At 65.4% G+C, this 25707-nt stretch carries 11 protein-coding genes; 2 read left to right on the top strand and 9 right to left on the bottom strand.

What is annotated here, in order from left to right; all coding sequences use genetic code 11:
* Positions 1-12: 12 nt before the first annotated feature.
* Positions 13-1611 (top strand): hypothetical protein, encoded by a 1599-nt coding sequence (locus PSH73_RS09905; RefSeq protein ID WP_057438714.1) that lies wholly within the window; start codon positions 13-15, stop codon positions 1609-1611.
* Positions 1608-2429: a hypothetical protein gene (locus PSH73_RS09900; protein ID WP_120732569.1), complete on the top strand. Its 822-nt coding sequence runs from the start codon at positions 1608-1610 to the stop codon at positions 2427-2429. The genes PSH73_RS09905 and PSH73_RS09900 overlap by 4 nt, the downstream gene beginning before the upstream one ends.
* A 989-nt stretch (positions 2430-3418) precedes the next feature.
* Here the strand turns inward: PSH73_RS09900 and PSH73_RS09895 are convergent.
* From PSH73_RS09895 to gspG, 9 genes are all read right to left on the bottom strand, one after another.
* Positions 3419-15730, bottom strand: a complete 12312-nt coding sequence (locus tag PSH73_RS09895) for a filamentous hemagglutinin family protein (protein ID WP_305462372.1) — start codon at positions 15728-15730, stop codon at positions 3419-3421.
* 189 nt (positions 15731-15919) lie between these two features.
* Positions 15920-17110, bottom strand: a complete 1191-nt coding sequence (locus PSH73_RS09890) for a substrate-binding domain-containing protein (protein ID WP_057959143.1) — start codon at positions 17108-17110, stop codon at positions 15920-15922.
* A gap of 421 nt (positions 17111-17531) precedes the next feature.
* Entirely contained in the window at positions 17532-18740 is a 1209-nt protein-coding gene (gene gspF / locus PSH73_RS09885) for a type II secretion system inner membrane protein GspF (protein ID WP_057445154.1), read from the bottom strand.
* On the bottom strand, positions 18740-20158 hold the full coding sequence (gspE, locus tag PSH73_RS09880; protein ID WP_057959142.1) for a type II secretion system ATPase GspE: 1419 nt from the start codon (positions 20156-20158) through the stop codon (positions 18740-18742). The genes gspF and gspE overlap by 1 nt, the downstream gene beginning before the upstream one ends.
* 130 nt (positions 20159-20288) lie before the next feature.
* The gene (gspD, locus tag PSH73_RS09875) at positions 20289-22571 is read right to left on the bottom strand and encodes a type II secretion system secretin GspD (RefSeq protein WP_305462369.1); all 2283 of its coding nucleotides are present in this window, start codon (positions 22569-22571) and stop codon (positions 20289-20291) included.
* Positions 22568-23095 (bottom strand): type II secretion system protein GspM, encoded by a 528-nt coding sequence (gene gspM / locus PSH73_RS09870; RefSeq protein WP_305462367.1) that lies wholly within the window; start codon positions 23093-23095, stop codon positions 22568-22570. The genes gspD and gspM overlap by 4 nt, the downstream gene beginning before the upstream one ends.
* The gene (gene gspL / locus PSH73_RS09865) at positions 23088-24200 is read right to left on the bottom strand and encodes a type II secretion system protein GspL (RefSeq protein WP_198800240.1); all 1113 of its coding nucleotides are present in this window, start codon (positions 24198-24200) and stop codon (positions 23088-23090) included. The genes gspM and gspL overlap by 8 nt, the downstream gene beginning before the upstream one ends.
* On the bottom strand, positions 24197-25120 hold the full coding sequence (gspK, locus tag PSH73_RS09860) for a type II secretion system minor pseudopilin GspK (protein ID WP_159439761.1): 924 nt from the start codon (positions 25118-25120) through the stop codon (positions 24197-24199). Before gspK ends, gspL begins: the two co-directional genes overlap by 4 nt.
* 8 nt (positions 25121-25128) lie before the next feature.
* Complete coding sequence (gspG, locus tag PSH73_RS09855) at positions 25129-25578, bottom strand: type II secretion system major pseudopilin GspG (protein ID WP_057959138.1); 450 nt, start codon at positions 25576-25578, stop codon at positions 25129-25131.
* Positions 25579-25707 lie beyond the last annotated feature (129 nt).

Genomic DNA, 25707 nt, shown 5'->3' with positions numbered 1-25707 from the left:
AGGAGCGCGATGATGTCCAGGTTTCGCTTGAGTCGTCTGCTGCTGGTCAGCACCCTGCTGTCACTGTTTATCCTGCCCTTGGCCCACGCGTCCGATGCCGATAACTGCGTCCAGCAGCAACTGGTGTTCAACCCCAAGAGCGGCGGGTTTATGCCGGTCAACAACTTCAACACCACCGGCCAGAGCTTTATGAATTGCTTTGGCTGGCAATTGTTCATCGCCCTGAACTGGCCGGTGGACCCCGGCTGGCCGGCCAATGCCAGCCTGGCGGGCGAGCCGGACAGAACCATCACCGTCGCGCAATTCGGCGTGCCCACCACCGCCGGACAGCCCATGAGCGTGGCGCCGGTATGGGCCAGCTACAAAGACGCCAATGAGATTTTCCTGCCCGGCGCACCCAAGCCCAGCGGTTGGGGGGTGCAAACCCTGGTGCCGCCCAATTGCAGCAGCCAGGACAGCCTCCAGGCCCTGTCGGTAGGGGCGCGTAAATTCATGAATGCCACCTCGGAAAGCGCGACCAACGCCAGGCATCGCTTCCACTTGTCCAGCGGCACCCTGGCGTCGATTCCCGACCCGATCATGGAAGCCGCCGGTGGCTGGCTCACGGACCAGACCGGCAACCTGGTGTATTTCGAACGCAAGGTCGGCAAGGCCGAGTTCGACTACATCGTCGACAACGGTCTGTACGATGCCGCCAATCAACTGATCGTCGCGCAAAACAGCGATGGCAAACACCCAGCCGGCCTGTCGCTGCCCGCCGGTGAGCTGATGCGCTCGATGCCCACCACCCCGCTACCCCAGGAACAACTGGGCGCCCTGGAACTCAAGGCCGCCTGGCGCATCCTCACCGGCCAGCCCCAGCTCTACGGGCGCTACCTGACCACTGTGGCCTGGCTCAAGAACCCCGCCACCCTGCAATGCACCCAACAGGTGGTGGGCCTGGTGGGCCTGCATATCATCAACAAGACCCAGAGCTCACCGAACTTTATCTGGACTACCTTCGAGCACGTGGACAACGTACCGGAACCGGGCCAGGTGCCCGCGCAACAGCTGCCCCCGGACGGCTACACCTTCAACAATCCCAACTGCACCGGCGGCCCCGATGTGTGTACGCCGAACGTGGCGCGCATCCAGTGCAAACAGCACCACCCGGATCGCGAATGCACCGAACCCTATCCACGGGACCAACCGGTGCAGACCACCCGCGAACACCCACTGTCGTCGGACATGCAGGCGCTCAACGGCGCAGTGCAGGCCAGCTTCGCCCAACAGACCAACGGCCAGTCGGTGTTCCAGTACTACAAGCTGATCAATGTACTGTGGATCACCGCCCCGACGCCGCCCGACCCCGAGCCGGGCCCGAATGCGAAGGTTCCCCTGTCCTACGGTGCTTTTATCAGCGACAGCAACGTACCCGTGGCCAACACCACCCTGGAGACCTACGTCCAGGGCATGAACTGCAATGACTGCCATCAGCAAGCGACCATTGCCGGCAGCGCCACCCTGGCCTCGGACTTCTCGTTCCTGTTCAACAACGCCGATTCGGCCAGGCAAACGAGCCTGATCAAACGCGTACATGCCTTCGAAACCCTCAAGGACGGCCAACCATGAAACGCTCCCTCGCCACCCTGCTGCTCACCCTGTCAATGGCCCTCGCCCCCCAGGCCTTTGCCCATTCGGCCCATGAACTGCACGCCCTGAACAACGGCGCCGATGCCGATGCACCGGGCAACCACGGCATGTTCATGGTCGGATCGCAGACCCTGTTCCTGGTGCACATGCCGATGTTCACCACGGAAAAGCACATGTACCAGATCGTCCTGCAGGCCAGCCTGCCGGCTGACGTAATGGCCAAGTACCAGGCCCTGCGCGCGGCCAACCCGAGCAAGCCGTATAACCTGATCAACGTCGATAACGACACCTTCACCCTGCCCCAACTCAAGGCCGGCGAAGTGACCGCGTTCAAGGCGACGATCTATGACGGCTACTCCAATGATGGCGGCGGCACCCCGGGGCCGGTGCTGTTTGACAACGTGCCGGTGACGGTCGAGGCGGTGGTGATCTACCGGCCGTTCAACCTGGGGATCGAGCGGCCCAAACAGATGGTGTACACCCTGTTTGGCCGGGGTAATGAGGCGCACCTGACGCACTACATCGCCCAGGATCCGGACTTCCAGGAAATCATCACCCTGCCTGGGCCACCGGCGCCGTTTTCGGCGGCGCAATTGGTGTCTACGGTGGATTTGAATTTCACCACGGTGCAGTCGTTGCCGATTGTGTGTCAGTCGCCGCTCAAACCTGGGGTCTATCCGACCTTGCTGGAGGGGCGTGCGGATGCGCCAGTGGCGCTGGACCTGGGGCCGGCGGCGCAGCGTGTGTGGTATTCGACGGGGAATTTGTTGAACAGGACCGATCCTTGCCAGCCTTGAGTGGGTATAAGGCAGCTTCCACATTTGATGTGTGATGTGGCAGGGGTTTTTCTGCTTCGCCCGGGTCGCGGTGGGAGCGGGCTTGCCCGCGATGGCGGTGGGTCAGCGGCATCGCGGCATAGGTATCTACACAGCTCTTTTCTGGGGTTGTGTACATATCCGTTGCTGCGGTCACGGCCACTTAGGGTTCCGCCCTTACGGCGGCTCACTTTGGAAGAGCGCCAAAGTAAGCAAAGCGCTCTTGCCCCACCACTCGGTGCCTCGCCTAGGCTCGGCATGCCCGCAGTCAGGCATTGCTCCGTGGGCCCGCCGCGATCGGCCATCCATGGCCGTGTCGCGGCTACCCCGGCATCCATGCCGGGGTGCCCACTGCGCAATACCTGCCTGCGGCCAGCGTGGTTTAACGGGGCGCCTGAGATCAAGATCAAAAGCCAGATCAAAAGCAGAGCAACAGCAACAGCAAAGCCGGGGCGCGAAGCTGCATTCCCCCCTGTGGGAGCTGGCTTGCCTGCGATGGCGGTGTATCAGTCGATAAATGTATTGGCTGATGCACCGTCATCGCAGGCAAGCCAGCTCCCACAGGGGTACGCACACGCTTCGACGATCAGGTCGGCTGTCAGGCCGCCTCGCTTTGCTTTTGATCTGAGGCGCCCCGTTAAACCACGCTGGCCGTCATCCGATATTGATTTGGGGGGTAAACCGGCAGGACGCCGGTTTAGCCGCGCTGGGCCATGGATGGCCCATCGCGGCGGCCCCCCAAATCAATGTCGGATGACGGGCACACCGAGCCTGGGCGAGGTGCCGAGTGGTGGGGCAAGAGCCCTTTTGGTTACTTTTGGCTGGGCCGGCACTCCGGGCTCTTTTCCAAAAGTGACCCGCTGTAAGAGCGGAACCAATAGCCGCCGTTACCGCAGCAACGGATATGTACACAAACCTAGAAGGTTGTGTAGCTACCTATGCCCATCGCAGACAAGCCCACCGTGTGAACCTTACAAACTGATCTGCCCCCGCTCCTCATCCGTCAACCGTGCCTTGGCCTGTTCGCTCAACGGCCCCGCCCCCAGCACCTGCACCGGGCTGTCGGGGTTGTAGGTCGGCGCCCGGCGTGCTTCTTCCTCCCGGCGTTGCACCGGCTCGGTGCCAAACCCCAGCACTTCCACCGTGACGATCGACGCCCGGCCCTGGCGCGCTGCAGCCTGTTGGTTGCGGGCCGCGTCTTCGGCGGCCTGGGATGCCGCTGCCCCCGCCGCGCTGGCTGAGCTCATGGCCGCGGTGTTGACCGCCGCCGACACCGGCACCCCCGACGATTTACCCTGGGTCTGGATATTCGCCGCGTTGACCACCCGCAGCGCGGCAATGTTGATATTGCCCGACACACGAATCCCCGCTTCACCGGCGTCGATGGTACCCAACGGCGCAATCAGGTCGATATCCCCTGCCGGCACTTCCGGGATCGGGTTTAGCGTGGCGATCCCCGCACCGGTACTCGGCACCGACGGCGACAGGCTGACGTTGCCCCAGTTGTCATACACACGCCGTGGCGGGGTGTAGACCACGGTGGTCTTGGAACCCCGCCCGGCGTTGATATCGCCTGCGGCGGACCAGCCCATGATCGAGCCGCCAAAGGTGGTCATGATCCGGCTCTGGCCCAGCAGGATGCTGTCCAGGGAATACAGCTGGATATCCCCCGCGCCCTGGGTAATGACCCCGGCGGTGGACGGCGGTGCCGCCCCCTCGATGCCGAATGTCTGGCCACCACCCGGGGTGAGCATCTGGATCGAGCCACCGAAATTGGTGTGCACCCCGGCACCGCCGAACAGGGTGATATCGCCCTTGTAGGCGATGGCATTGCCGGCCACGTCCTTGTCCGGGAACAACCCGGCAATCGCCGCCCGCCCCCGCACATAGCTGCCCTCGCGCACGCCGCCAGCCTGGTTGTATTCGCGACCGGCGGCCTTGAGTTCGGCAAAGTACACCTCACGGGCAAACACCCGCTGCTGCTGCGCCGACAGCGCCGCGTAGTAGGCGCGGGCCTGTTCACTGTCACCGACAAACCCGAAGCGCTCGGCCAGCCACCCGGCCAGTTCGCGTTCGTAGGTCTTGGCGACTTTGCCTCCCAGCAGCGTCAAAGGCTCGCCCGTCTGCAGTTGGTTCTCAGGATTCAGGTAAGTCTCGACAAAGCGCCGGTAGTCCGGACCGTTGGGGCCAACACCCGCCAGCATGACGATGCTCGCGCCGGGACGGCTGTCACCTGCGGCCACGGCGCCAAGGCTGTTGACGCTGACCTTGTCCTCCATAAGGAGGTTGCGCCCTGCCGTCAACTCCAGGGTGCCGGGCCCTGCGACATTGAAGCTGCTGTAGAGCATGTCGCGCCCGGCACTGACAATGGAGATGTCAGTCAGGCCGTTATGCACGAACAGGTTGGCGTCGAAGGCATATTCACCGGTATCCACTTCGCCACCGCTGGCGCCCCCCAGGCGCGTGCCGCTGCTGACGATGTCACGCCCCGCCCGCATCCAGACCGGGCCTGCGCCCTCATAAAACGTTTGCCCCACACGCGGGTCTCCGGCGCTGGTGATGGTCAGGGCACGCCCACTGTTGACGCCCAGCAGGTCACCGCTCAACGCATAAAAACGCGCAGGTTCCAGGGTATCGCCCCACGACGTGCTGGCCGTGTTGGCACCGAAGGTGAACAGCGGGGAAAGCCCCAGGCGTGCAATGTTGCTATCGCCGGAAAGGTTGCCGCTGCCCGCGATGGGCAGGGAGTTGACGAAGCCCAGGAACGCCGGGTTGAGGATCGTCGCCATGCTGTCCGGCGCGGCGCTGGAACGGCTGACGGTGAGGTCGCCGCCATAGATCGAATCCCCAGCCAGCAATTGCAATTGACCGTTGGCCGATGGCGCCAGCACCAGTGCCGCCAGCGGTGGCAGCGAGCCAGGGTTGGCGGTCGCGGCACGCCCGTAATACAGGCTGCCGCTGGCGGCCACCGCACGCAATGTGGCGGGATAGACCGCCGCCATATCCGTCTCCAGCGTTTGCGTCAGCGGCGTAAGGTTGCCACCGGCCGAAAACAGGTCCACTGCCGTGTTGCGGGTCCACAGGCTGAACCAGCTCTGCCCGACGCCGTTGACCCCGTCGTTAACGTAGGCCAAGGCATTTGTCTGTGCGACGCGCCCTGGATCGGCCACATCCTGCAGCACCAGGTCGCCACGGGTGGCCAGGTTGAAGGTGGCATCACCGGGTAACAGGCTCAAGCCACCGGCCGCCGCGGCTGACGTGGCGCGCAGTGGATCATAGGCGCGGACTTCGCCGGGGCTCTGGTCGATCACCCGGCTGCCATAACGCAAGGTCAGGCTGCCCAGGGCGCCGCCGGTCAGTTGCACGTGCCCACGCAGGTTCACCAGCGTGCCGTTGAGGTGGTCCTGGGTAATCTGACTACCTGGATTCACGGCACCGCCGACCCGCAGGTTCAAGTCGCCACCGCCGGTCAGTTGCAGGCTGCCGTCAGCCGCCACGCGCCCGGTGCTGCCCACCGCCAACACCAACCCCTGGCTGCGCAAGTTCACCGCCTGGGGCACATAACCGGCAGCCAATGGCCGGATGATCCCGGCATCGCCGCCCACGTCGACATTCAGGTTGCCCCCGCCCAACGTACCGAAGCCGGTGAAGCCGACCATCTGGTCGGCGCCCCCCGCCAGGGCGAGGTTGCTGGCGTAGGTACCAAAATTGATCCACCAGGCCGTCGCTTGTGCCGCCGAGCCACTCAAACCATTGCCCTGGCGCCATAACCAGTTGCCGACATTCGCCGAATCCTGGCCAAGATCGTTGCGGACCGGACGCCCCGAGGCACTGAGTGACGGGCTGGTGATGTCACCGGTCAGGTTCCCACCCACTTTCAACAACAGGTTGCCGCCCGCCTCCGGATACCAGGCGCGGTACACACTGTCTGCGCCGCCATTGACCAGTTTCTCGTTGCCACCCACGCTATTGCCCAGCACCTTGGCGTTTTCGCCAAGCGCCCGCGGCAGGTTGTAGGGGTCGTTGGCCGAGGTACCCGTGGAAGAACTGCCAGCGGTGTAGACCCCGTACAGCGACTCCATGCTCAGATTGCCAGCGGCCAACAAGTCCAGGTCAGCGGCCCCGGTGCGCACCACACTGAAACGGCTACTGCCCCCCGCCACCAGGCTGTAGGCATCGCCGCCCGACTCACAGGAACCGGGGTAGTCCGTGCAGGTTCCAAGGTTGCCAGGGCTCACGGGCTCGCCGACCATGCTGGTGTCGCCGTAATTGTCGATGGAGCCCTGCTCGGTCCAGACCAGCACGCCCTGGGCGAACATGCCGTAATGGCTGTCGGCCAGACGCAGGTTGCCGGTCACTGGAGAAACTTGCAGCCTGCTACTGTCGGCCGCCTGGGTGTCGGCCCCGGCCACCAGGCGGATCGCCCACGCCTGGGAGCCTTCCGTCAGCATCGGCGCAACGCCCCAGTTCTTGCCCTGGCGGCCGGCCTCCTCGACCCGCAATTTCACCGACTTCGCATTGCCTGCCAACTTCACATTGGTGCCGGCCGGCAACAAGGCGCCACGGGGCAGTGCCTTGCTGCCATTGAGGGTCACGAACGCAGTGCTGCCCAGACGCCCGGGCAATGGCACGCCCTTGGGCCAGATCATCGCCCTGACACTGGTGTTGCTGGTCAACAGGGTACCGGCCCCCAGAACCGTGCCGGCCTCCAGGGTCTGGCTCTGGCTCAGCAGCGTCCCTGCCGCGAACAGCTGCGTGCCCGAGCCGTCGAGTATCGCCGCCGCCAGTACCGTACCGGCAGGCAGTACCAGGGGCTGGCTGAGGGTCACCGGCACCGGCAACCGCGTACCGTTCGCCAGGCTCAGGGCCTTGATCGACACATCGAAGTTGAGGATCGCGCCCGCCGGAAACCTGGTGCCGTCGGCCAGGGTCACGCCCGTGCCCGGCACTACTTGGGTGCCGCCGGTGTAATTGATCCCGGGGAGCAGCACCCAGCCGTTGTCATCGTCGCTCGGCGGTGGCGGGGTAAAGCCGTCGTTGATGCTGCCGTAGATATTCAAGTCGCCGCCGGCGCGCAGGGTCAGGCGGCCGACTTCGCCGGAACCATACACATCCGGGTTTTTCTGGGTATGTGGGTTGAGGCTGGCGTAGCGATAACCGGACAGGTCCAGGTCGCCCTGCACCACCAGGTCACCCTGGGGCGTCTTGCTGACAATCTCTACCCCCGGCCGCAGATGCAAGGCGTCGGCGTACGTGGCGTTATTCAGGCCCGCGAGCTTGTTATTCAGTAGGTCGTGGTTGCTGAGGGCTGCGTTGATAAACAGCACGCTCAGCTCATGTTTTTTGTCCAGGTACTTCTGGTCGATCACCTGGTACGGACGCCCACTGGCCGTGGCATCGGTCTTGGTCGGCGCATCGTCGTAGCTGATCATGCCGTTGAGGGCAATCGAGCGCGCGCCCTGGATATCCAGGCGGCCACGGGCATCAATGGCAATGTCATCACTGTTCAGGCGCGGAGCATTGAGCTCCAGGGTGCCACGGCTGCGACCGTCATGGCCCACGCCCCCATCGGTCCCGTGACGCAGGTCGATACGCGCGCCATCGGCCAGGGTCAACTGGCCCTGGCCCGAACCCAGCACCACCATGGCGCGGTTCGGCGCGTCGATGATCTGGCCATGGCTGTCCACCCGCAACTGGCTGCCATGGGCATCGAGCACGGCGCTGCCGTCCAGGGTCAGGCCGGTCTTGGCCGTCAGGTTGATGCTGCCCACCCGCTCGCCACTGGCATCCACCCGCCCGGTGACGCGCAGGCTGCCGTTGTCCAGCGAGACACTGACGCTGTTGGCCTTGACCTCATTGCCGATGCTCAGGTCGCCCTGCTTGAGCTGGAAGCTGCGCGCCCCAAACACCTGGCCCTGGTTGAGCCGTTGGTTGAGGGCGGCAAACTGTTCGTCCAGGATGCCGCTGGTGCCCAGGCGCTGGGCCTGGATCTCCACCGCACCGGCCAGGTACGGCACCCGAGTGCCACCGGCATCGTAATAACCGCTGCTGCCGGCCAGAAGCTTGCCTGCCAGGTCAACCACACCGCCTGTGTCCCCCACGGCCACTGCCCGCAGCGTGCCCGCCTGGTTATGCTGCGCCGACAGGTCGATGGTTGAGCCGGTGGCCTGCAGCACATTGCCTTCGCGGCTTTGCAGCGATACCTCACCCCCCGCGCCATATTTGGTCAGGTCGTTGAAGACGATGGCGCGACCGGCCACATCAATCAGTGAGTCATCGGTCAACACCACGTCGCCACGGGCGTCGAGGGTGACCTTGCCGCTGGGCAGCACCACCGCGCTGGCCAGGCGAATGCTGTCGCCCTGCAGCGACAGCTCGCCGCCCAGGCCCTCGACCTTGCCCCGGGCCCCCGCCGAGGCGCCGATATCCAGGGTGCCGCCGGCGGTGATGCGGTTTACCGAGCCCGCCTCGCCGGTCAGCAGTGGCGTGAGAATGCTCAAGTCGCCCCCGGTATAGGCAAAGCCCTTGAGCGGATCATAGGCCCCCTGGCGCTGATAGACCGACAGGCTGCCCTTGTGGTTGGCGGTGATGCGCTCGCTGGCACTGAGGTTGACCTGGGCAAACCCCAGCGCCAGGCGATCGAAGCGCTTGGTCGTGCTCGGCTGGGCAAAGTCGCCATAGCCGAACTCGATGCGTTCGGCCTGGATATCCAGGCGCCCATTACCGCTGCCGGCGCCGCCGTCGATGGCGGCAACGGCCGGCGTTTCAGCACCGAGCCAGATCAGGTTGGCAGTGTGGATGCTCGCCACATCACTGGCGCTGCCGGCGCCGTAGATCGCCGGGGCAGACAGCATCAGGCGGCTGAGCAACGACTTGCCGGTCACCGCGTCATAGGTGTCGAGGGCACTGGAGCCATAGAAGTTGAAGCTGTCGCGGGCCGAGAGTTGCAGGGTTTCCAGGGCCGGCGCGCCGAACTGCGTGTCACCACGCAACAAGCGGTCCAGCACCTGCTGGGTCAGGGTCATGCCGGCCGGCAGGCGATTGCCGGCCGCCGCTGCAGCCAGGGCTTCAGGGCTGCCGACGTTAATGCTCGCCAGCCCCAGGTTGAGGTGACGGGTGCCGTAGCGCACCTCATCCCCCATCTGCAACGTCTTGTCGGTCAGGGCGACGATACTGCCCTCGGAATACAGGGCAGTCTGGCCGCTACAGGGCGCGCTGTTGCACGCCCCCAGATTGATCCCGCCACTGGCTGCGCCGCCGGCTTGCACGGCGTTGACCACGTTGAGCAAACCGTTGGAGACCGCCAGCATATTCGCCACCTGGTAGACGAAACCGTCTCGTGCGTCATAACTGGCCTTGCCCCGGCCAAGGGTATTGATCGAGGCGCCCTGCTCCATGACGATCTCGCCGGTGGAGCTCACCAGGAACACTTCCGGTGCGGCCAGGCTCGCCCCTTCACGCAAGGTAATAGAGCTACTGTTGGCACCGACCACGTTGATGTAGTTGCCGCTCTGGCCATACGAAACCTGGGTCATCCCGCCAATCATCAGGCGTGCCGCGCCCAGCGCATTGAGGCTGGCCGCCCCCACGCTGACGCCCTCGAACCCCTCCGTGGCGGCCTTGCCTGGCGCCATTACTTCGATCCCGCCGGTTCCCATGTTCATCACTGCAACAGTGCCGGCAAAACCGTCGGTGGCCGCCTCAAAGCGGCCGATACCGGCGAACGAAAAGGCGTTCGCCCCACCACCGGGGTGCAACGCCAGTTTCAGGGTCTTGGCATCCACCGGCAGCAACGCCCGTGGCACGCCGAGCTTGGCCGCATCAGCCACGGCGAACTGCGCATAGCCGGTTTCGTTGTACTGGGAGTAGCGGCGCAGGGTGTCGGCCGAGGTCAGGATTACCTGGCTGGCGACCCGGTTACTGATCCCGGTGTTGACGATGGACAAGCGCCCGGCAGCCGACCAGGAGCCATTGCGCAGCGCCTGTGGCACCTCTTCGGTGCCGCGCCCCGCGAGGCCGTTGATTTCGACACGGAACGCCCCCGGCATCAGCGCATAGGTGGAGGGCATCAGGGTATAGGTGCCTGCGGCCAGCCCCGGGACGCCAGCGTCCAGGGTGATTTGCTGGCCGAGCAACGGATCGACTGCGCCCCCCTCCGGGGCCACCGGGGCATAACCCGGTTGCGCGCCGGGCACGATGGCGTACACCGGGTTACTGCCCAGGCCCGGCAGGACAAAGCCGCCGTGGGTGCCGACCTGCATCAGTGGGTTATAACGCGCATCGGTGGAGCCGCCACGGCCGGAAATAAACCCGGCACCGAGCAGTTCGCCGCCGCCGGACAGGTCCAGCGTGGCCTCTGGCAGCACCGCCACCGATTGCCCACCGAGGATTACCCCCACGCTGAGATCGCCATTGAGGTTGGCAATCGCCCCCTGGCCGAGGAACGACACCGTCTTGCCGTTGTACTGGTAAACCTGGCCATCCACCGTGCCGCCGTAGGGCAGCACCAGGCCCTTGCCGCTCACCGAAGTCAGGCTGCCGGGCAGCAGTTCGACCTTGTGGGTGCCCAGGATGCCGACCTCGATCAACCCCAGGGGCGCACGCACCACCCCGCCCTGCCTGATGCTCGGGCCGCCCAGTTGCAGGCGACCGAAGGCCGAGTAAGGCACCGCGCCCGTCTCGTTGCCGGCACGGGCGATGGTCAGGGTGCGCGTCGGGTCGTAACCGTCAACCCCATCCAGGTAACCGGCCAGCACCCGCGCGCCGACTTCGGTGGCCGGGTACAACTGCGCGGCCTGCAGGGTCATGTCGCCCCGGGTCATGATTTGGGTACTGATCCCCTGGGCGACCGCATCGGCGCTGGCCCCCGCGAGAAAACGCAGGTCGCCCTGGCTGCTCAGCTGCACGTCATCGAAACCACGGCGGTCGACGCTCAACTGGCTGTTGTCGGCCTGGGTCAGGTTGCTCTTGTTGCCGAACAACACATTGCCGCGCACCTCCAACAGATTGGCACTGGCAGTGAACTGCGCCTGACTGGCGCGTTGCGACATGGCGCTGGTCAACACCGGATGCTGGTATTGGTCCTTGGCCTCCAAGGGCGCAAGGATGCCCGCCAGCAGCAGGTGCGGTGCCGACAGATTGACCCGGGCATTCTGCGCAGCCTGCTCACTCAGCCCCAGAGCGCCACTGTACAGACGCAGGCTCTGGCCCATGTGCAGCGACAGATCACCGTCAACACTCAGCAGGCCATTGCTCAGCAAGGCCAGGTTGTCGAACCCGCCGGCGCTGACCTGGTCCACGCCCAGGCGAGCATGCCCGTACTCCAGTTCCGCGGTCGCAGCCTCCGCAGTGCCCGCCAGCGTGCTGGGCTGGTGGGTCTGGCTGAGTAACAGTTCCCGCGCCTTGAGCACGCGGTCGCTGACCGCGCTCTTGAGGTAGTAAGGGCTTTCCAGGGCCACGACCAGGCTACCGCCCGACGCTCCGGCACCACCGGCCCGGGCCACAAAGCGCCCGTCCAGGTACAGGCCATTGTTGGAGGCAAGGCTGATACTGCCGCCATTGCTGGCCACCGGTACCCGGCCCTGGCCCGGCAGGTCCAGGTCCGCCTGGGCCCCGGACGCCTCCAGGCGCGCACCGTCACGCACCACCACAAACACATCACTGGCCTGGGCAATGCCAGTGGCGAGGTTGATCGTGCCACCGAGGCTGATATTGCCGCCGTTGCGCACCAGGCCATAGTGGCGGCCACGATTGTCCACGGCGCTCACCGCCCGCGCCGCCACGTCGATCAGCGCCTGCTCGCCGACCCAGATCGAACGCCCATGACCTGCGGCATTCACCGCCTCGGAACTGGCCACGTTCAGCCCGCCCAGGCTGACGCTACCGCCCCAGGCGTTGAGCGTACCGTTGACGGTCAACTGGCCGACGCTGCGCAAATTGATGGCCTGGCCCGGATCGACCGTGATAACCGCGCCCTGGCCGACGCTCAGCGCGGTGCTGGCCAATTGCGCAGCGCTGGAGTCGAGGTGCCCGGCCGTGAGGCTCAAGCTGGCACCGCGCCGCTGGCTCAGCACGCTCTTGAGCGCGTCCTGCTGATACAACTCAGGTGTCCACACCTGCATCAGACTCGCCGGATCAGTGCCGCTCGGCAGCGTCTGCACCTGCTCGCCAACCCGGTACACCGGCACCTCGACCCCGACCTGGGTGCCGTCAGCAACAATCAACCCTTCGTTGCCGGTGATGTCATACGCCGAGAACCCTTTCTTGAAAAAGTCCCCCGCCAGGTGCAGGGTGCCCGCGTCCAGGCTGCCTGCATCGCCGATCAGTACCTGGCGCGACTGCAACGCCAGAGTGCCGCCACCGCTGACGCCATAACCGCGAATCTCACCGCCCAACACCAGGGCGCCCTGCGCGCCCAACGTCACGCTGCCGCCCTTGCCACCGCTGACCTTGCCATCCTGGCCGACCGTAGCGCCCGAAGACACCTGCACCAGGCTCTGTGCCCCCAGGCTCACATCGCCGGTGCCACGCAGCGCCACCTTGCCGCCATTGGCGTAAGCCACACCCTCGGTGAGCGACGGCTGCAGGGCCAGGTTGTTCCAACGCCCGGACGCATCCAGCACCACCCCGGCGGCCACCGCGACGTGCCCGCTGCCCGCCAGAATCACCTCTTCAACGGCATTCTGCCGATCGAGGTTGACCTGACTGAGCACGTTGCCGGCGTGGAGGCTGCCACCGTGGGCGGTCAGATTGGCGTTGACCGCCACCTGGGGCCCGTACAGGGTGATATCGCCACCGTCGGCCACCGACAACCCACCATTGACCGTAATCTGCTGCTTGGCGCCGACCTTGATCGCCCCCAACTGAAAGCCATTGAGTTGCTCGCTGTCGAGCACCAGCGTGCCCTGGCGCCCGGCCGGCAGCGCGGTGCCCAGGTCGAGGCCGGCGGCGATTTTTTGTGTTCCGCCTTCGATCAGCACCTGCTCCATACCCGGCGTCAGGGCGTAACGCAGGGTGCCGGTGCTTTTGTTGAAGATCGGCGTGTACTGGCCAATGATCAGTTGCGCACGTTGGGCCTGGGCCTTCTGCGACTGTTGGTAACCGTCGAGGTTGATGTTCGGCGCCTGGGTCTGGCGCTCACCCTGGAACACATCACTGATCAACTGCCCTTCAAGCACCGCATTGCCGGTACCGATCACCAGCTTGCCGGCATCGCGGCCCACGGTATAACCGGCCTCGAAACGTCGCTGGGGGGCGATCAGCGGGTTGTAGTACAGGTCGGTACGGCCCCAGCGTTCGCTGGTGTCTGCAAAGCCTTTGTAAAGCCCGGTGTAGAGAATATCGCCCGGTGCCTTCGACAGCTCATACAAGCGCCCGTCCGGGCCCTTGAGCCAGGTTTGCTGGACATAACCGCCCTGCACATCCACGGTGCCGCCCGACAGATTGATCTGCGCGCCCTGCTGGGTTACCACGTCATCCCCCGTGAACGTCACGGTACCGCCCTGGGCCATCCACTCGCCCACCGAGTGCCCTTGCGTGCCCAGATAGCCACCGACTTCCAGCAGGCCGCCGGCGGTGTACCAGCGGTCCGTCGCGTAGCCGTTGGTACCCGCCGGCACAAACACCAACTCGCGCAGATCGACCCACACATCGTTGTTGATCAATTGCCCGCCATCGCGGTTGACCGGCGCATCGCGCTGCTCGTTGCCCTGCACGTTGATCTTGATGTTGTTGGCTTGCATCGCCACCTTGACGCCGATGGCGCCGGACACGTCGATCATCGCCCCCTCGCGCATCAGGCTGCGCTGGCCGGCGCTGACCGCGACCTGGCCACCGGTGGCGAGGGTTATCGAGCCTTTCTGGAAGTCCACGGTGCCGCCGCTGACGATCTCGATGCGCGACTGATCGGTACGGTCGGCCACCCTGCCCAGGTTATTGAACTGCCCGCTGGCCTGGGGGTTCACCAGACCGTCGAGATTGACCAGGCCATTTTCGCGCTGGTTGTTGAGCGCGGTGGTGCCGCTGCTGTCGAGCAGGATCGCAGTGGTGCTGCCTTCGCCCAGGCTGACGCTGCCGGTGGTGTCGCTGGCCGAGTTGAGTAAGTGAAGGGTGCCACGGGTGTCCACCGACGTGCTGGCCAGGGCTACGCCGTTTTGCTGCACGGTGTGCCCGGTCAGGGTGATGTCGCCGGTAGCGGCCATGATCAGCCCGCTATTGGTCACGCTGCCCGCGCTGCTGCCGGCCTTGAGGCTGCTGGCGACTTCATTGCCGCGAGTGGTGGAACGGGCATTGCCGGCGGTACCCACGCCCTTGCGGATATAAAAACTGTCGCCGGCGGCCAGGGTCGTCTGGCCTTTGGCGGTGATGAGGGTGCCGGCGTTTTCCACTTCCGTACCCAACAGCAAGGCGTAGCCACCGGCATCGGTGGACGTCGCCGCGTCATGGGTCTGGATCAGCGCCCCCCGCTGCACCTGGACCTTGCCCGCGGCATCGGTGAACGTTGGCTGGGTGCCAGTGGCGTCGAAGTAGATCCCGCGCTGGGTGAATTGCTCGTCGGTGATCGCCGCCGCCGCCGCCACCAGGTTGCGCACGTTGACCTGGCTGCTGCCGCTGAACACCACGCCATTGCGGTTGATGATCATCACGGTGCCAGCGCCCTTGATCTGGCCCTGGATTTCACTGGGGCGCGCGTTGGGGTCATTGACGCGGTTGAGCAAGGCCCAGTTGGACTGCTGCTGGAAGTCGACGGTGGTGTTGCGCCCGACGTTAAAGGTTTCCCAGTTGAGGATGGCCTTGTCGGCGGTCTGTTCGATGCTCACCGTGGTCTGGCCACCGGCCTGGCTTTGGGTCGGGCCCTTGGCGTTGATCCAGCCTTGGGTCAGGCTGTTATCGACCTGCAAACCGCCCTTGCCCAAGCCGTCGGGAATCGTCGAGACCTGGCCCAACGCGGCCTGGCGCCCGGCCGCCTGGGCAGCCTGCTGGGCGGCAATCGCCGCTACGCTGTTGTTGAGGGTGCTCAGTGAGCGCTGCATCTGCTGGTTGACCCGCGCCTGCTGGGACAACGGCGGCGGCATCCCCGGCACCTGCGCCCCCGGCCGCGCCGCCGTGGCTGCCTGGGACGCGCCCTTGGCGGCAAACCAGCCGGAACTGAACGCCGTAGCCCCCTGGGCACTGCCCGCCACCAGCAACAAGGCAATGGCATGGGCCAGCGGCTTGAGGCGCAAGACAGTCTGGCCGCTCGGGCCGCGGGCATTCAGGTTTACCGGTGGTTTGCAGCGGACCATCTGGAATCATCCTTCTGTGTGGAGATGCACATCACGTATGGGAGGTAGGCGGTTGGCGAGGGGCAGCACTGAACTTCTGTCATGGAAAATTCATCTGGGCTCGGCAGCGGCTACGGGGTGAGCCAATAAAAAATCAGCAACGGCACAGGCCGTTGCTGATCAGGGGTTGCAGGTCGAGGAACGCGGGCGTTACAGCGGACGACCGATACCGTTGCAGACGTCGGTCTTACCGATGCTCAGCGGGTTGCTGGCGGTCAGGAAGCTGCTGCGGATCGCGCTTTTCCAGGAGTCAGGCAGTGGCACGAAACGGTTGGCGCGGATGGCGTCATCGTTGTTCACGGTCTCGCCGTAGTGCTGGGCAAAGAAGTCACGGACCTGGTTGGACTGGGTGCCGTTGATATAGCACTGGCTGAAGATCAGGTTGGTGAAGCCCAGGATCGGGTAGCCCGACGTTGGGTAAGGCACCACGCCGGCCACGCCGTTTTTACCGAACACAGGTACCCACTTGTCCGGGTTGCCACGGTCAGCCACGGCGGGCACCGAAACGTTATCAATCGCCTCGGAAACGTTATCCGGAGCAGGCGATACACCTTCGGTGTTGCTTGCCACGTCCTTGCCGACGCGAGCGACCTTGGTCGCGTCGTCCAGGCCTTCCAGGGTGGTGGCCGCGTAGTCAGGGCTCATGTAGGTGATACGGCCTTCGGCGACAGTCGTATCGTTCAAGGCATTCATCACGCCCTGGCTGCCGGCAGCCGCAACGGCACCGGCCGGCAGGCCACCGCTGTAGCTGTTGGCAAAGGTGGTGGTAACGGCGAAGCTGCCGGTTTCAGCGCACTTGGCGTTCAGGAAGCGCGTGAACAGTTCGGTGGTGCCGCTGCTTTCGCTGCGGTAAACCACGGTGATTGCACCGCTACGGCCAGCGCCGGTGATCTGGCTCCAGTTGTTGATACGCCCGGAGAACACACCGCACAGCTCGTTGACGCTCAGGTCAACCGCATTGGCACCGCTCTTGCGGAAAGGAATGGCCACCGAAGTGGCCACCGACGGCACCTGGATCAGCTTGCCCCAGCCTGGCTGCTTGGCAGAGGCATAGGTGGACAATTCAGTGGCGCTGAGCTTGGAGTCGCTGCCGGCCCAGTGCACGTTCTTGGTGGTCACGCCGGGTACGAGCTTGTCGTATTTGTTTTCCAGGAACGCGGCCTTGCCGTTGCCGCTGCCGACACCGATGTAGGCGGCGAAACCGGCAGTCAGTACGCCGGGCGTCTGGTACAGCGGCTGTGGCAGGGTTGCGCCACCGCCGTTGACATCAGCGAATGCAGCCTGGGCCGAGCAGAGGGCCGCGAGGGTCATGGATGCCGCGAGAACGTTGCGCTTAAACATGAAGAAGCTCCTTTCGTCGTATTCATACGTTGAGGTAGATGGCTCTTGCATGACGCCATGGCACTCGGTTCACACGCCATGATCCAGCGGGCTTGCGGGGCGAGGCCATGGACACGAAGGTCGCAGTTTCCGATGACAGATAAGGGAAAAAACCTCGGGAGGAACAGCTTGATTTTTAAAAAGATTCTCGGGTGTTTTGGCAATGATTGTGGCTTTTATCGGGGTGGGTGACAGCGAGGTTTCAGGGAGTGTTTCGACGATGGCGGGCGGGCCGTGCGCAGGGGGGCAAAGATGACGCAATGACGAACCCGAGGCTGGGTGATGGGCGGGTCAGGTAATTGACTTGCAGCCAGTCACCACCGATCCAAATGGGTGTGTGGCTTGCCAGCTCCCACATTTGCACCGGCGCAATCTTCACAGGTCAGGTAACCAATTGGTTGATCTCGATGATCGGCAACAGCACCGCCATCACGATCACCAGCACCACCGCGCCCATCACCACGATCATCAACGGCTCCAGCAATGCAGTCATGCCCATGGCCCGCCGTTCGATATCCCGCGACAGGGTCTGCGCCGCCCGCTCCAGCATCGGCGGCAGGGCGCCGGTTTTTTCGCCGCTGGCGATCAGGTGGATCAGCACCGGCGGGAAGACCTTTTCCACCGCCAGGGCCGGCGCCAGGTTAACCCCTTCGCGAACCTTGGCCGTGGCATCGCTGACACACTGGCTCAGGCGGTCGTTGGACAGGGTCTGGCGCGCCGCTTCCAGGGCGCGCAGCAAGGGCACGCCGGCACCGCCGAGGATGGCCAGGGTCGAGGCGAAACGCGCGGTGTTGAGCCCCAGCACAAACCGCCCGAGCAGCGGCAGGCGCAAGACCCGGCTGTGCCAGTTCAAGCGCGCCACGGGGTTGCGCAGGTACAGGCGCCAGCTCCAGAAGCCCGCGACCAGCCCGGTAAAACACAGCCAGCCCCAGGCGCGGATAAAGTCACTGGCATTGAGCATTGCCAGGGTCAGCCCCGGCAGGTCCTGGCGCGCCTGGGAAAAGGCGCTGACCACCTGCGGCACCACGTAGCTCAGGAGGAAAATCACAATGCCGATGGACACCAACCCCACCACCCCTGGATAGATAAAGGCCGTGAGAATCTTGCCCCGCAGGTTGTTGCGCTCTTCGATGTAGTCGGCCAGGCGCTCCATGACCTGGGCCAGGTCGCCGGACTCCTCCCCCGCCGCAATCAACGCCCGGTAGATCGACGGGAAGTCCCGTGGCCGCGCAGCCAATGCATCGGCCAGGCGCATGCCGCTGCGCACATCGGCGCGCACTGCGCTGAGGGTCTGGGCGATATGCTTTTTTTCCGCCTGCTCCACTGTGGCACTCAGCGCCGCCTCCAGGGGCAGGCTGGCACCGAGCAGGCTGGCCAGTTGGCGGGTGGCCCAGGCCAGGTCGTTGTCCGACAGCTTGGCACTGAACAGGCTGCTGCCTGCCACGTTGGCGTTGCCTTCGAGCTGCACCAGCAACGCGGTCAGACCACGACTGCGCAGGCTGGCAAAGGCCGCGCCCTGGCTCTCGGCCTCGAGGTGCCCGGCTTCCAGTTTGCCGCTGGCATCGGCGGCCTCATAGCGATAGCGATTCATCAGGCGTCCCGTGTTACACGCAAGATTTCTTCCGGCGCAGTGGCACCGCTGCGCACCCAACGCTCGCCGTCTTCACGCATGCTGAACATTCCGGCGTGGCGCGCGGCGACGCGTATCTGCTGCTCGCCGGCCCCCTGGTGGATCAGGCCGCGTACCGCGTCATCGACACAGAACAGTTCATGGATGCCGGTGCGGCCGCTGTAACCGACCTGGTTGCACTGGCCACACCCCACCGGGCGCCAGGTGCCGGGGGCCGCCGGGTCAGGCTGTTTGCAGTGCGGGCACAGGCGGCGCACCAGGCGCTGGGCCAATACACCGAGCAGCGACGAGGCCAGCAGGAACGGCTCGACCCCCATGTCGATCAGGCGATTGACCGCCGACACCGCGTCATTGGTGTGCAACGTGGCCAGCACCAGGTGCCCGGTGAGGGAAGCCTGCACGGCGATCTGCGCGGTCTCCAGGTCGCGGATTTCGCCGATCATGATGATGTCCGGGTCCTGGCGCAGGATCGCACGCAGGGCCAGGGCAAAGGTCATGTCGATCTTGGCGTTGACCTGGATCTGGCTGATCCCCGGCAGGTCGTATTCCACCGGGTCTTCCACGGTGAGGATATTGCTCGTGCTGGCATCCAGCCGCGCCAGGGCGGCGTAGAGGCTGGTGGTCTTGCCGCTGCCAGTGGGCCCGGTGACCAGCACGATGCCGTGGGGCTGGCGAATCAGGCCATCGAGACGCGCCAACAGCTGCGGGTCCATGCCCAGGGTTTCCAGCTGCAGGCGCCCGGCCTGTTTGTCGAGCAGGCGCATCACCACCCGTTCGCCATGGCCGGTGGGCACCGTTGACACCCGAATATCAATCGGCCGCCCGGCAACCCGCAGGGCGATGCGTCCATCCTGGGGCAGGCGTTTTTCGGCGATATCGAGCTGGGCCATGATCTTGATCCGCGACACCAGCGCGCCATGCAGGGCTTTGCGCGGCGACACCACATCGCGCAGGGTGCCGTCGACGCGGTAGCGCACCACGGAGTGGGTTTCGAAGGGTTCGATATGGATGTCACTGGCCTCGTCGCGGGCGGCCTGGGTCAGCAAGGCGTTGATCATGCGAATCACCGGGGCGCCGTCCTGGGTGTCGAGCAGGTCGGTGATTTCCGGGATGTCCTGCATCAGGCGGTCGAGGTCGACTTCGTTTTCGGCGGCGCCGACCACGGCGGCGGCACTGCCGGTATCGGCGTAGGCGCTGGCCAGCAGGCCGTCGAGCTCATCGTCGCGCACCTGCTCGATGGCGGCCTCGCCGAATTGCCGGTGGACCTCGCTGATCGACCAGCCGGGGGTCGAGGGGCAGATGGTCAGGCGTGGGCCTTCGGGGGTGGGCTGCAAGAGGATGCGTTGGGATTTGGCCCAGGCGTAGGGGAGCAGGCTCATAGGGACCCTCCCTTGCGGCGGCTCAGCGCACAGTAAGCCAGGGCTGCGCCCATGCTCGGCAGCCCGATTCTCGAGGCGACCGCATCCCCCTGTGGGAGCTGTCGAGCCCCACAGGGGGAATGGGTGCGACTCACGGGCGTGTACTCCCCGGCATCGCCTTCTCCACCGCCGGCAACTGCGGCGCCTGCACATCCGGCAGTGCCCAGCTGTGCTGCGGCTGCAAGCCTCCCTGGGCGCGGCGCATAAAGTCGTAGCGATTGCGCGTAATGCTGCGCCCCGCGCCGCTGTCGCGAATGATGTAGGGCCGCAGGAACACCATCAGGTTGGTCTTGTTCACACTGCGCGACTCGTTGCGAAACAGTGCGCCCAATCCCGGGATGTCTGATAGCCACGGCACTGCGTCGTTGCTCTGGGTATAGCCATCCTGCAACAGCCCGCCCAGCACCATGATCTGCCCGTCATCCAGCAAGATGCTGGTATCAATCGCGCGCTTGTTGGTCACCGTGCGCGCATCCCCCGACGCCCGGGTATCGACGCTGCTGACTTCCTGGTAGATATCCAGCTTCACCGTACCGCCCTCGGAAATCTGTGGCCGTACGTTCAACTTGAGCCCCACTTCCTCACGCTGCACGGTCTGGAACGGGTTATTGCTGGTGCCGCCCCCGCCGGTCACGTAGCTGCCGGTGATGAAGGGAATGGTCTGGCCGACGAAGATACTCGCCGCCTCATTGTCCAGGGTCAGCAGGTTCGGCGTGGATAACACATTGGTCCCGCCCTTGCTCTTCAACGCCCGCGCCAGGACTTTGAGGTCCAGCACCCGGCCGATCCCTGGAATATCCACGGTGCCGTCCACCAGGCCGATGTTCAGGCCCTTGGGCAGCACGTCAATGCTGGTCTTGCTGGTGGGGGTGCCGTTGATCCCGCTGCCGCCCAGGTTGACCCCGCCAAAACCACCCTTGCCCCCCAGGTTGCCGGCCTGCCACTGCACGCCGAATTCGCTGGCATCGTCTTCGTTGACTTCGACGATCAGGCTTTCGATCACCACCTGGGCGCGGCGCTGGTCGAGCATGTCGATGACTTCGCGCAGGTTGCGGTACAGCGGATCCGGGGCGGATATCAGCAGAGTATTGGTGGTCGCATCGGCCTGGATCGTCACACCGCCGGCACTGAAGGCGGTGTTCTGCTCACTGCCGGCAGTGCTTGCGCCGGTGCTGTCCTTGGGATAACCGCTGGATGGCGCCGCGCTGGCGGTCGGCGTGCCGCTGCTGTTCTGGGTGCTGCCCTGGCTGGTGCTACCCGCGCCGCCCATCGCACTCAACTTGGAGCGGGCCTCGTCACTGACGCCACTTTCGCTCTCACCGGTCAGCATGCCGCGCAGGGATTGGGCCAGCTTGCCGGCCTGGGCGTTGCGCAGGTACACCACGTGCATGTTGCTGGGGTTGCTCTGGGCATTGTCGAGCTTGTAGATCAGGTTGCGCGCCAGCTCCGTGCGCTCCGGGCTGCCGGCACGGATGATGATCGAGTTGGAACGCGGGTCGCCGATCACGGAGATCTTCTGGGTCTGGTCGTTGCCCTGGGTTTCCAGCAACTCGGCGACCATTGCCGCGATATCCACGGCGATGCCGTTTTGCACCGGCACCACGTCGGTGTCGATGGCGCTTGGGGTGTCGATGCCGGCGATGATTTGCCCTACCCGTGCGAGGTTTTCCGCGTAGTCGGTGATGACGATGCTGTTGTTGCCGGGGTAGGCGTTGATCGGGTTGTTCGGCGAAACGATGGGGCGCAACACCGGGATCAGGTTCACCGCGTTTTCGTATTGCAGGCGGAAGGTGCGGGTCTGCATGCCGTTGCCACTGGGGCTGGCGGCGTTGTAGATCGGCCCGCCCAGCAGTTTGGCGTCGGCTTCCGGGACCACCTGGGCCACGCCCCCCACGTCGACCACGCTGAAGCCCTGCATGCGCAGCGCCGCCAGCAGCATGTCGTAGGCCTGGTGCGCCGGGACCTGGCCTTCGCTGACCAGGGTCAGGTTGCCCTTGACCCGGGGGTCTACCAGGAACTGCTGGCCGGTGGCGCGGGACAAGGCGCGTACCACCGCCTGGATCTCGGCGTCGACGAAATTCAATTGCACCGGCTGGTCACCCAGCGGGTTGCGCACCTTGGCCGGCGCGGCGACCGGGCCACGGGCGCGGTTGCTCAGCGGGTGCTGGACCCGCGGCTGGGGGCTGATTTCGCGCTGGCGATCGGGCAACGGCACGCCATTGCGCCGGGTGTCGGCCAGGGGCTGGCCGAGTTCGCTGTCCACCAGCAAGGGCGCAGGTGTGGGCGCCGGGGTGTGGCTGCAGGCACTGAGCGCCAGCAACAGCAGCGGCGCCACCTGGCGAAACGGCGCTGAACGGGGAAGTGACCACTTCATGAAGCTTCCTTAGCGCCAGGCGCCTGATCCATGCGAACGGTCCCGGACACGCTGCCGGCCGGGTTTTCTGGGGTATCGCCCACACGCTGCAAGCGCGCGTGGGACACCTCCAGGGAAAATGCGCGCGGGCTGGTCAGCAGCCAACCGACCAGCGCATCCGCCGGCGCGTCGGTAAAAGTCAGGCGCCAACCGGCGTGCGCCACGCCCTGCAACTGATAGCGGTCTTTAAGTCCGGCAGCGTCGAGCGCCTGGCGCAGCGCGCCTTCCAGGTCTTGCCCGGCGCGCGCACCGGCACTGGCGCCCTGCAGCAGCACCTGCAAGGTGGCGGCCTGGGTGCGCAGCTTGGGGGTTTCGGCCTGCCAGAAATCAATCTGCTGCAAGGGCGGCTCAATCAGCAGCAACCACACCAAAAAGCCCGCCAGTACCGCCCCGCTGCCGCCCAGCAGGCGCTTTTCGCGCAGGGCCAGGCCGCTCCAGAATCCCTGGAGCTGGCCGCGCAGGTACGGATAGCCGAACTTACTCATCGGCGCCTCCCGTGTTGTCGAGCGGCCCGAGGGTCCAGCCGTGCTCATCGCGGGTGGCAGCGAAACCCGCCTCGGTCAACGCCGCCTGCCACTCCCCTGGGGCGGCCGGGCTGCGACTGTCGGGCAACAGCTCCAGGTACAACCGGCCTTGATCAAATGCCAACGCCTGGACGCTGCCGACCATAAACGGCAGGTGGTTGCCCGCCAGTTGCAACAGGCTGCTGAAACGCTGGCCGGGATCGGCGGTGGCGCCTTGACCGGCGGCCAGTTGCTGCCGGGCCTGTTGCAGCGGATTGAGGATCACTGGCAAGTGCGGGAAGGCCTGCTTGACCTGGGCAATCATCCGCGCTTTGAGCTGTTGCCCTTCGTCCACCTGGCGCGCGGCATACAGGTTCAGGCCCAGGGTCCAGACCACCACCGCCAGGGCACTGAGCCCCAGCGCCCGGCCCCAGCCACCGCTGCTGGCGCGCTTGAGGTGGCCATGCAAGCCCCAGGCGGGGACCACACCCTGCCAGCGCGCGGGCGTGTGTTCATCGACCTGATGCAACTGCGCGCCAGCCTGCACCAGTTCCGCCAGGGCCTGTGGTCCCAGGGGGTGCAAGGCGCTCTGGTGCAGGCTCTGGCGCAGCAGCAGATGCCCGTCGACGCAGGCCACGCTCAAATGCCCCGCCGGCGGCACAGGCAAGGCATAGGGCGCCGGGTACAGGCCGCGCAAACTGATAGGCACCTGGGCCAGAACCCGCTGCAACTGTTCCAGGCCAGCCGTCGGCAGCCAGCCCACTTGCACCTGGCCGTTGCTCTGCCGTGGGCTGTGGACCACCTGCATTTGCGCGACCGGGCCGAGGATCAGCGCCTGGGCCGCGCAGGCCACGGCTGCCGCCACTTTAGCGGGCGGCAATTGCGGCAACTCCAGGCTGCTCAGCAAACTGTCCCGGGGATGCAGGAAACACTCGGCCGCCAGGCTCTTGCGCGGTTGCGCCAACTGCCCAAGGCTGGCCTGACCTTGCCGGCTGACCTGCCCGGCGCGGTCCAACCAGGCGTAGTGCACCAGGCTCTCGGCGCTCAGTTGGGCCAGCGGCGGCAAGGCAATGCGCAAGCGCGTCATGCGCCCACCCGCCACCAGATCACTTGGGGTTGCCGGTCTTCAGGGCGATACAACAATGCTTCGACTGCCACCCGCCGCTGCTCGCGCCGCGCGCGGCCGTGCCAGCGGAACCACTCACTGGTGATTCCCACCTGCACCGAGTCCACCAACAACTGCGGCATGCGCAGGCGGTTGACGAAATCCCCGCGGTTGATAAACCAGCGCCCGCTGTCCCGCTCGGCCACCAGCCCCTGGGCCTGGGACAGGCTGAGCCCCGGCACCACCGCACTGAGCACTTCGGCGCTGGCCGTATTGCCATTGACCCAGGTGTTGTCGGGCAACACACTGACATAGGCCGCCAGGCGTTGCTGCACACCCGGCTCAAGGGCAAGGTCGTCAAGACTTCGCAACATCGGCGCCCTGGCCGGCAGCAAGGTCTGCGCGGCCTCGGGCGAGGTGCTGCGCAGGCTGCTCACGTCACTGCCACCCGCACGCTGCGCATAAGAGGCAAGCACCCGTTGGCTGATGCGCTGGCTGGTGTTGGGGTCGATGCCGAGCAACTGGCACAGACGCTGGAAACTCTGCAACTGCGCCACATCCGGCTGCTGCTGGCTGACCAGATTGCGCAGGTTGAACTTGCCCTGCTCGTCATCCAGGCGCCCTTCGACCACCCCGGCAAAGGGGCGCGCCCAGGGCTGGTCGAGACGGGTCAGCACCTCTTTGCGCCGCGCGTCCCACAACTGTTGCCGGCTGGCCTGCAGCGCGCCCTGCAACAACCAACTGCCCTGGACCCGCAGTTGTTCGGCCTCAAGGCTGCGGGTGAACACGCTCTGGCGGGTGAGCATGGCCCCGGCAAGCACCGCCACCACGGCGGCGATCAGCAACGCGCTGATAATCGCCATGCCGCGCTGCTTCGCCGCTCTGGGCAAATGGCTGTTCATGGCGCGCCTTACAACTGCCAGGAGCCGATATCGGCATTCACGCCCTCACCGTCCGGTTGGCCGTCGGCGCCCAGGGAGAACACATCGACTTCACCGTTGGCGCCAGGGTTGAGGTACTGGTACGGGCGGCCCCAGGGGTCGTTGGGCAAGCGTTCGAGGTAGGCGCGCCAGTTGCTGTTCTTCCCATCGGCCGGGCGCTCGACCAGGACCTTGAGGCCCTGGGTCTGGTTCGGATAGCTGCCGTGGTCCAGGCGATAGAGTTTCAGCGCCTGCATCAGGCCACCGATGTCTTGCCGGGCGGCCGTGGCTCGCGCCTGGTCGGGGCGGTCGAGCACCTTGGGCACCACCATGGCGGCGAGGATCCCGAGAATGACCACCACCACCATGATCTCGATCAGGGTAAAGCCACGCTGGCCACGAGCGCCTTGCGGGGTGGATGTGAAGTGCGCGATATCCATCTCGACATTCCTTGGCTTGAGTGCTTTTCGTCGCGCAGTGTTGCAAGACAACATGTCAGGCGTATTGAAAATCCTCGGGAGCTTTGGTCGCCAATCGGTCAAGTGCAGGGGCTAGTCTGCGGGCCTGTT

Origin of the sequence: Pseudomonas sp. FP2294 (assembly GCF_030687625.1) — a bacterium.
Taxonomy (GTDB): domain Bacteria; phylum Pseudomonadota; class Gammaproteobacteria; order Pseudomonadales; family Pseudomonadaceae; genus Aquipseudomonas; species Aquipseudomonas shahriarae.
Note: the sequence above shows the minus strand (reverse complement) of the source record. Positions and strands in the feature narration are given on the sequence as shown.

Bases quoted from the DNA above. Each gene is read 5' to 3' on its own strand.
- PSH73_RS09890 (WP_057959143.1), bottom strand. From the start codon at position 17,110: ATGTTTAAGCGCAACGTTCTCGCGGCATCCATGACCCTCGCGGCCCTC.
- gspG (WP_057959138.1), bottom strand. From the start codon at position 25,578: ATGGATATCGCGCACTTCACATCCACCCCGCAAGGCGCTCGTGGCCAG.
- PSH73_RS09895 (WP_305462372.1), bottom strand. From the start codon at position 15,730: ATGGTCCGCTGCAAACCACCGGTAAACCTGAATGCCCGCGGCCCGAGC.
- gspE (WP_057959142.1), bottom strand. From the start codon at position 20,158: ATGAGCCTGCTCCCCTACGCCTGGGCCAAATCCCAACGCATCCTCTTG.
- PSH73_RS09905 (WP_057438714.1), top strand. From the start codon at position 13: ATGTCCAGGTTTCGCTTGAGTCGTCTGCTGCTGGTCAGCACCCTGCTG.
- gspL (WP_198800240.1), bottom strand. From the start codon at position 24,200: ATGACGCGCTTGCGCATTGCCTTGCCGCCGCTGGCCCAACTGAGCGCC.
- gspD (WP_305462369.1), bottom strand. From the start codon at position 22,571: ATGAAGTGGTCACTTCCCCGTTCAGCGCCGTTTCGCCAGGTGGCGCCG.
- gspM (WP_305462367.1), bottom strand. From the start codon at position 23,095: ATGAGTAAGTTCGGCTATCCGTACCTGCGCGGCCAGCTCCAGGGATTC.
- PSH73_RS09900 (WP_120732569.1), top strand. From the start codon at position 1,608: ATGAAACGCTCCCTCGCCACCCTGCTGCTCACCCTGTCAATGGCCCTC.
- gspK (WP_159439761.1), bottom strand. From the start codon at position 25,120: ATGAACAGCCATTTGCCCAGAGCGGCGAAGCAGCGCGGCATGGCGATT.
- gspF (WP_057445154.1), bottom strand. From the start codon at position 18,740: ATGAATCGCTATCGCTATGAGGCCGCCGATGCCAGCGGCAAACTGGAA.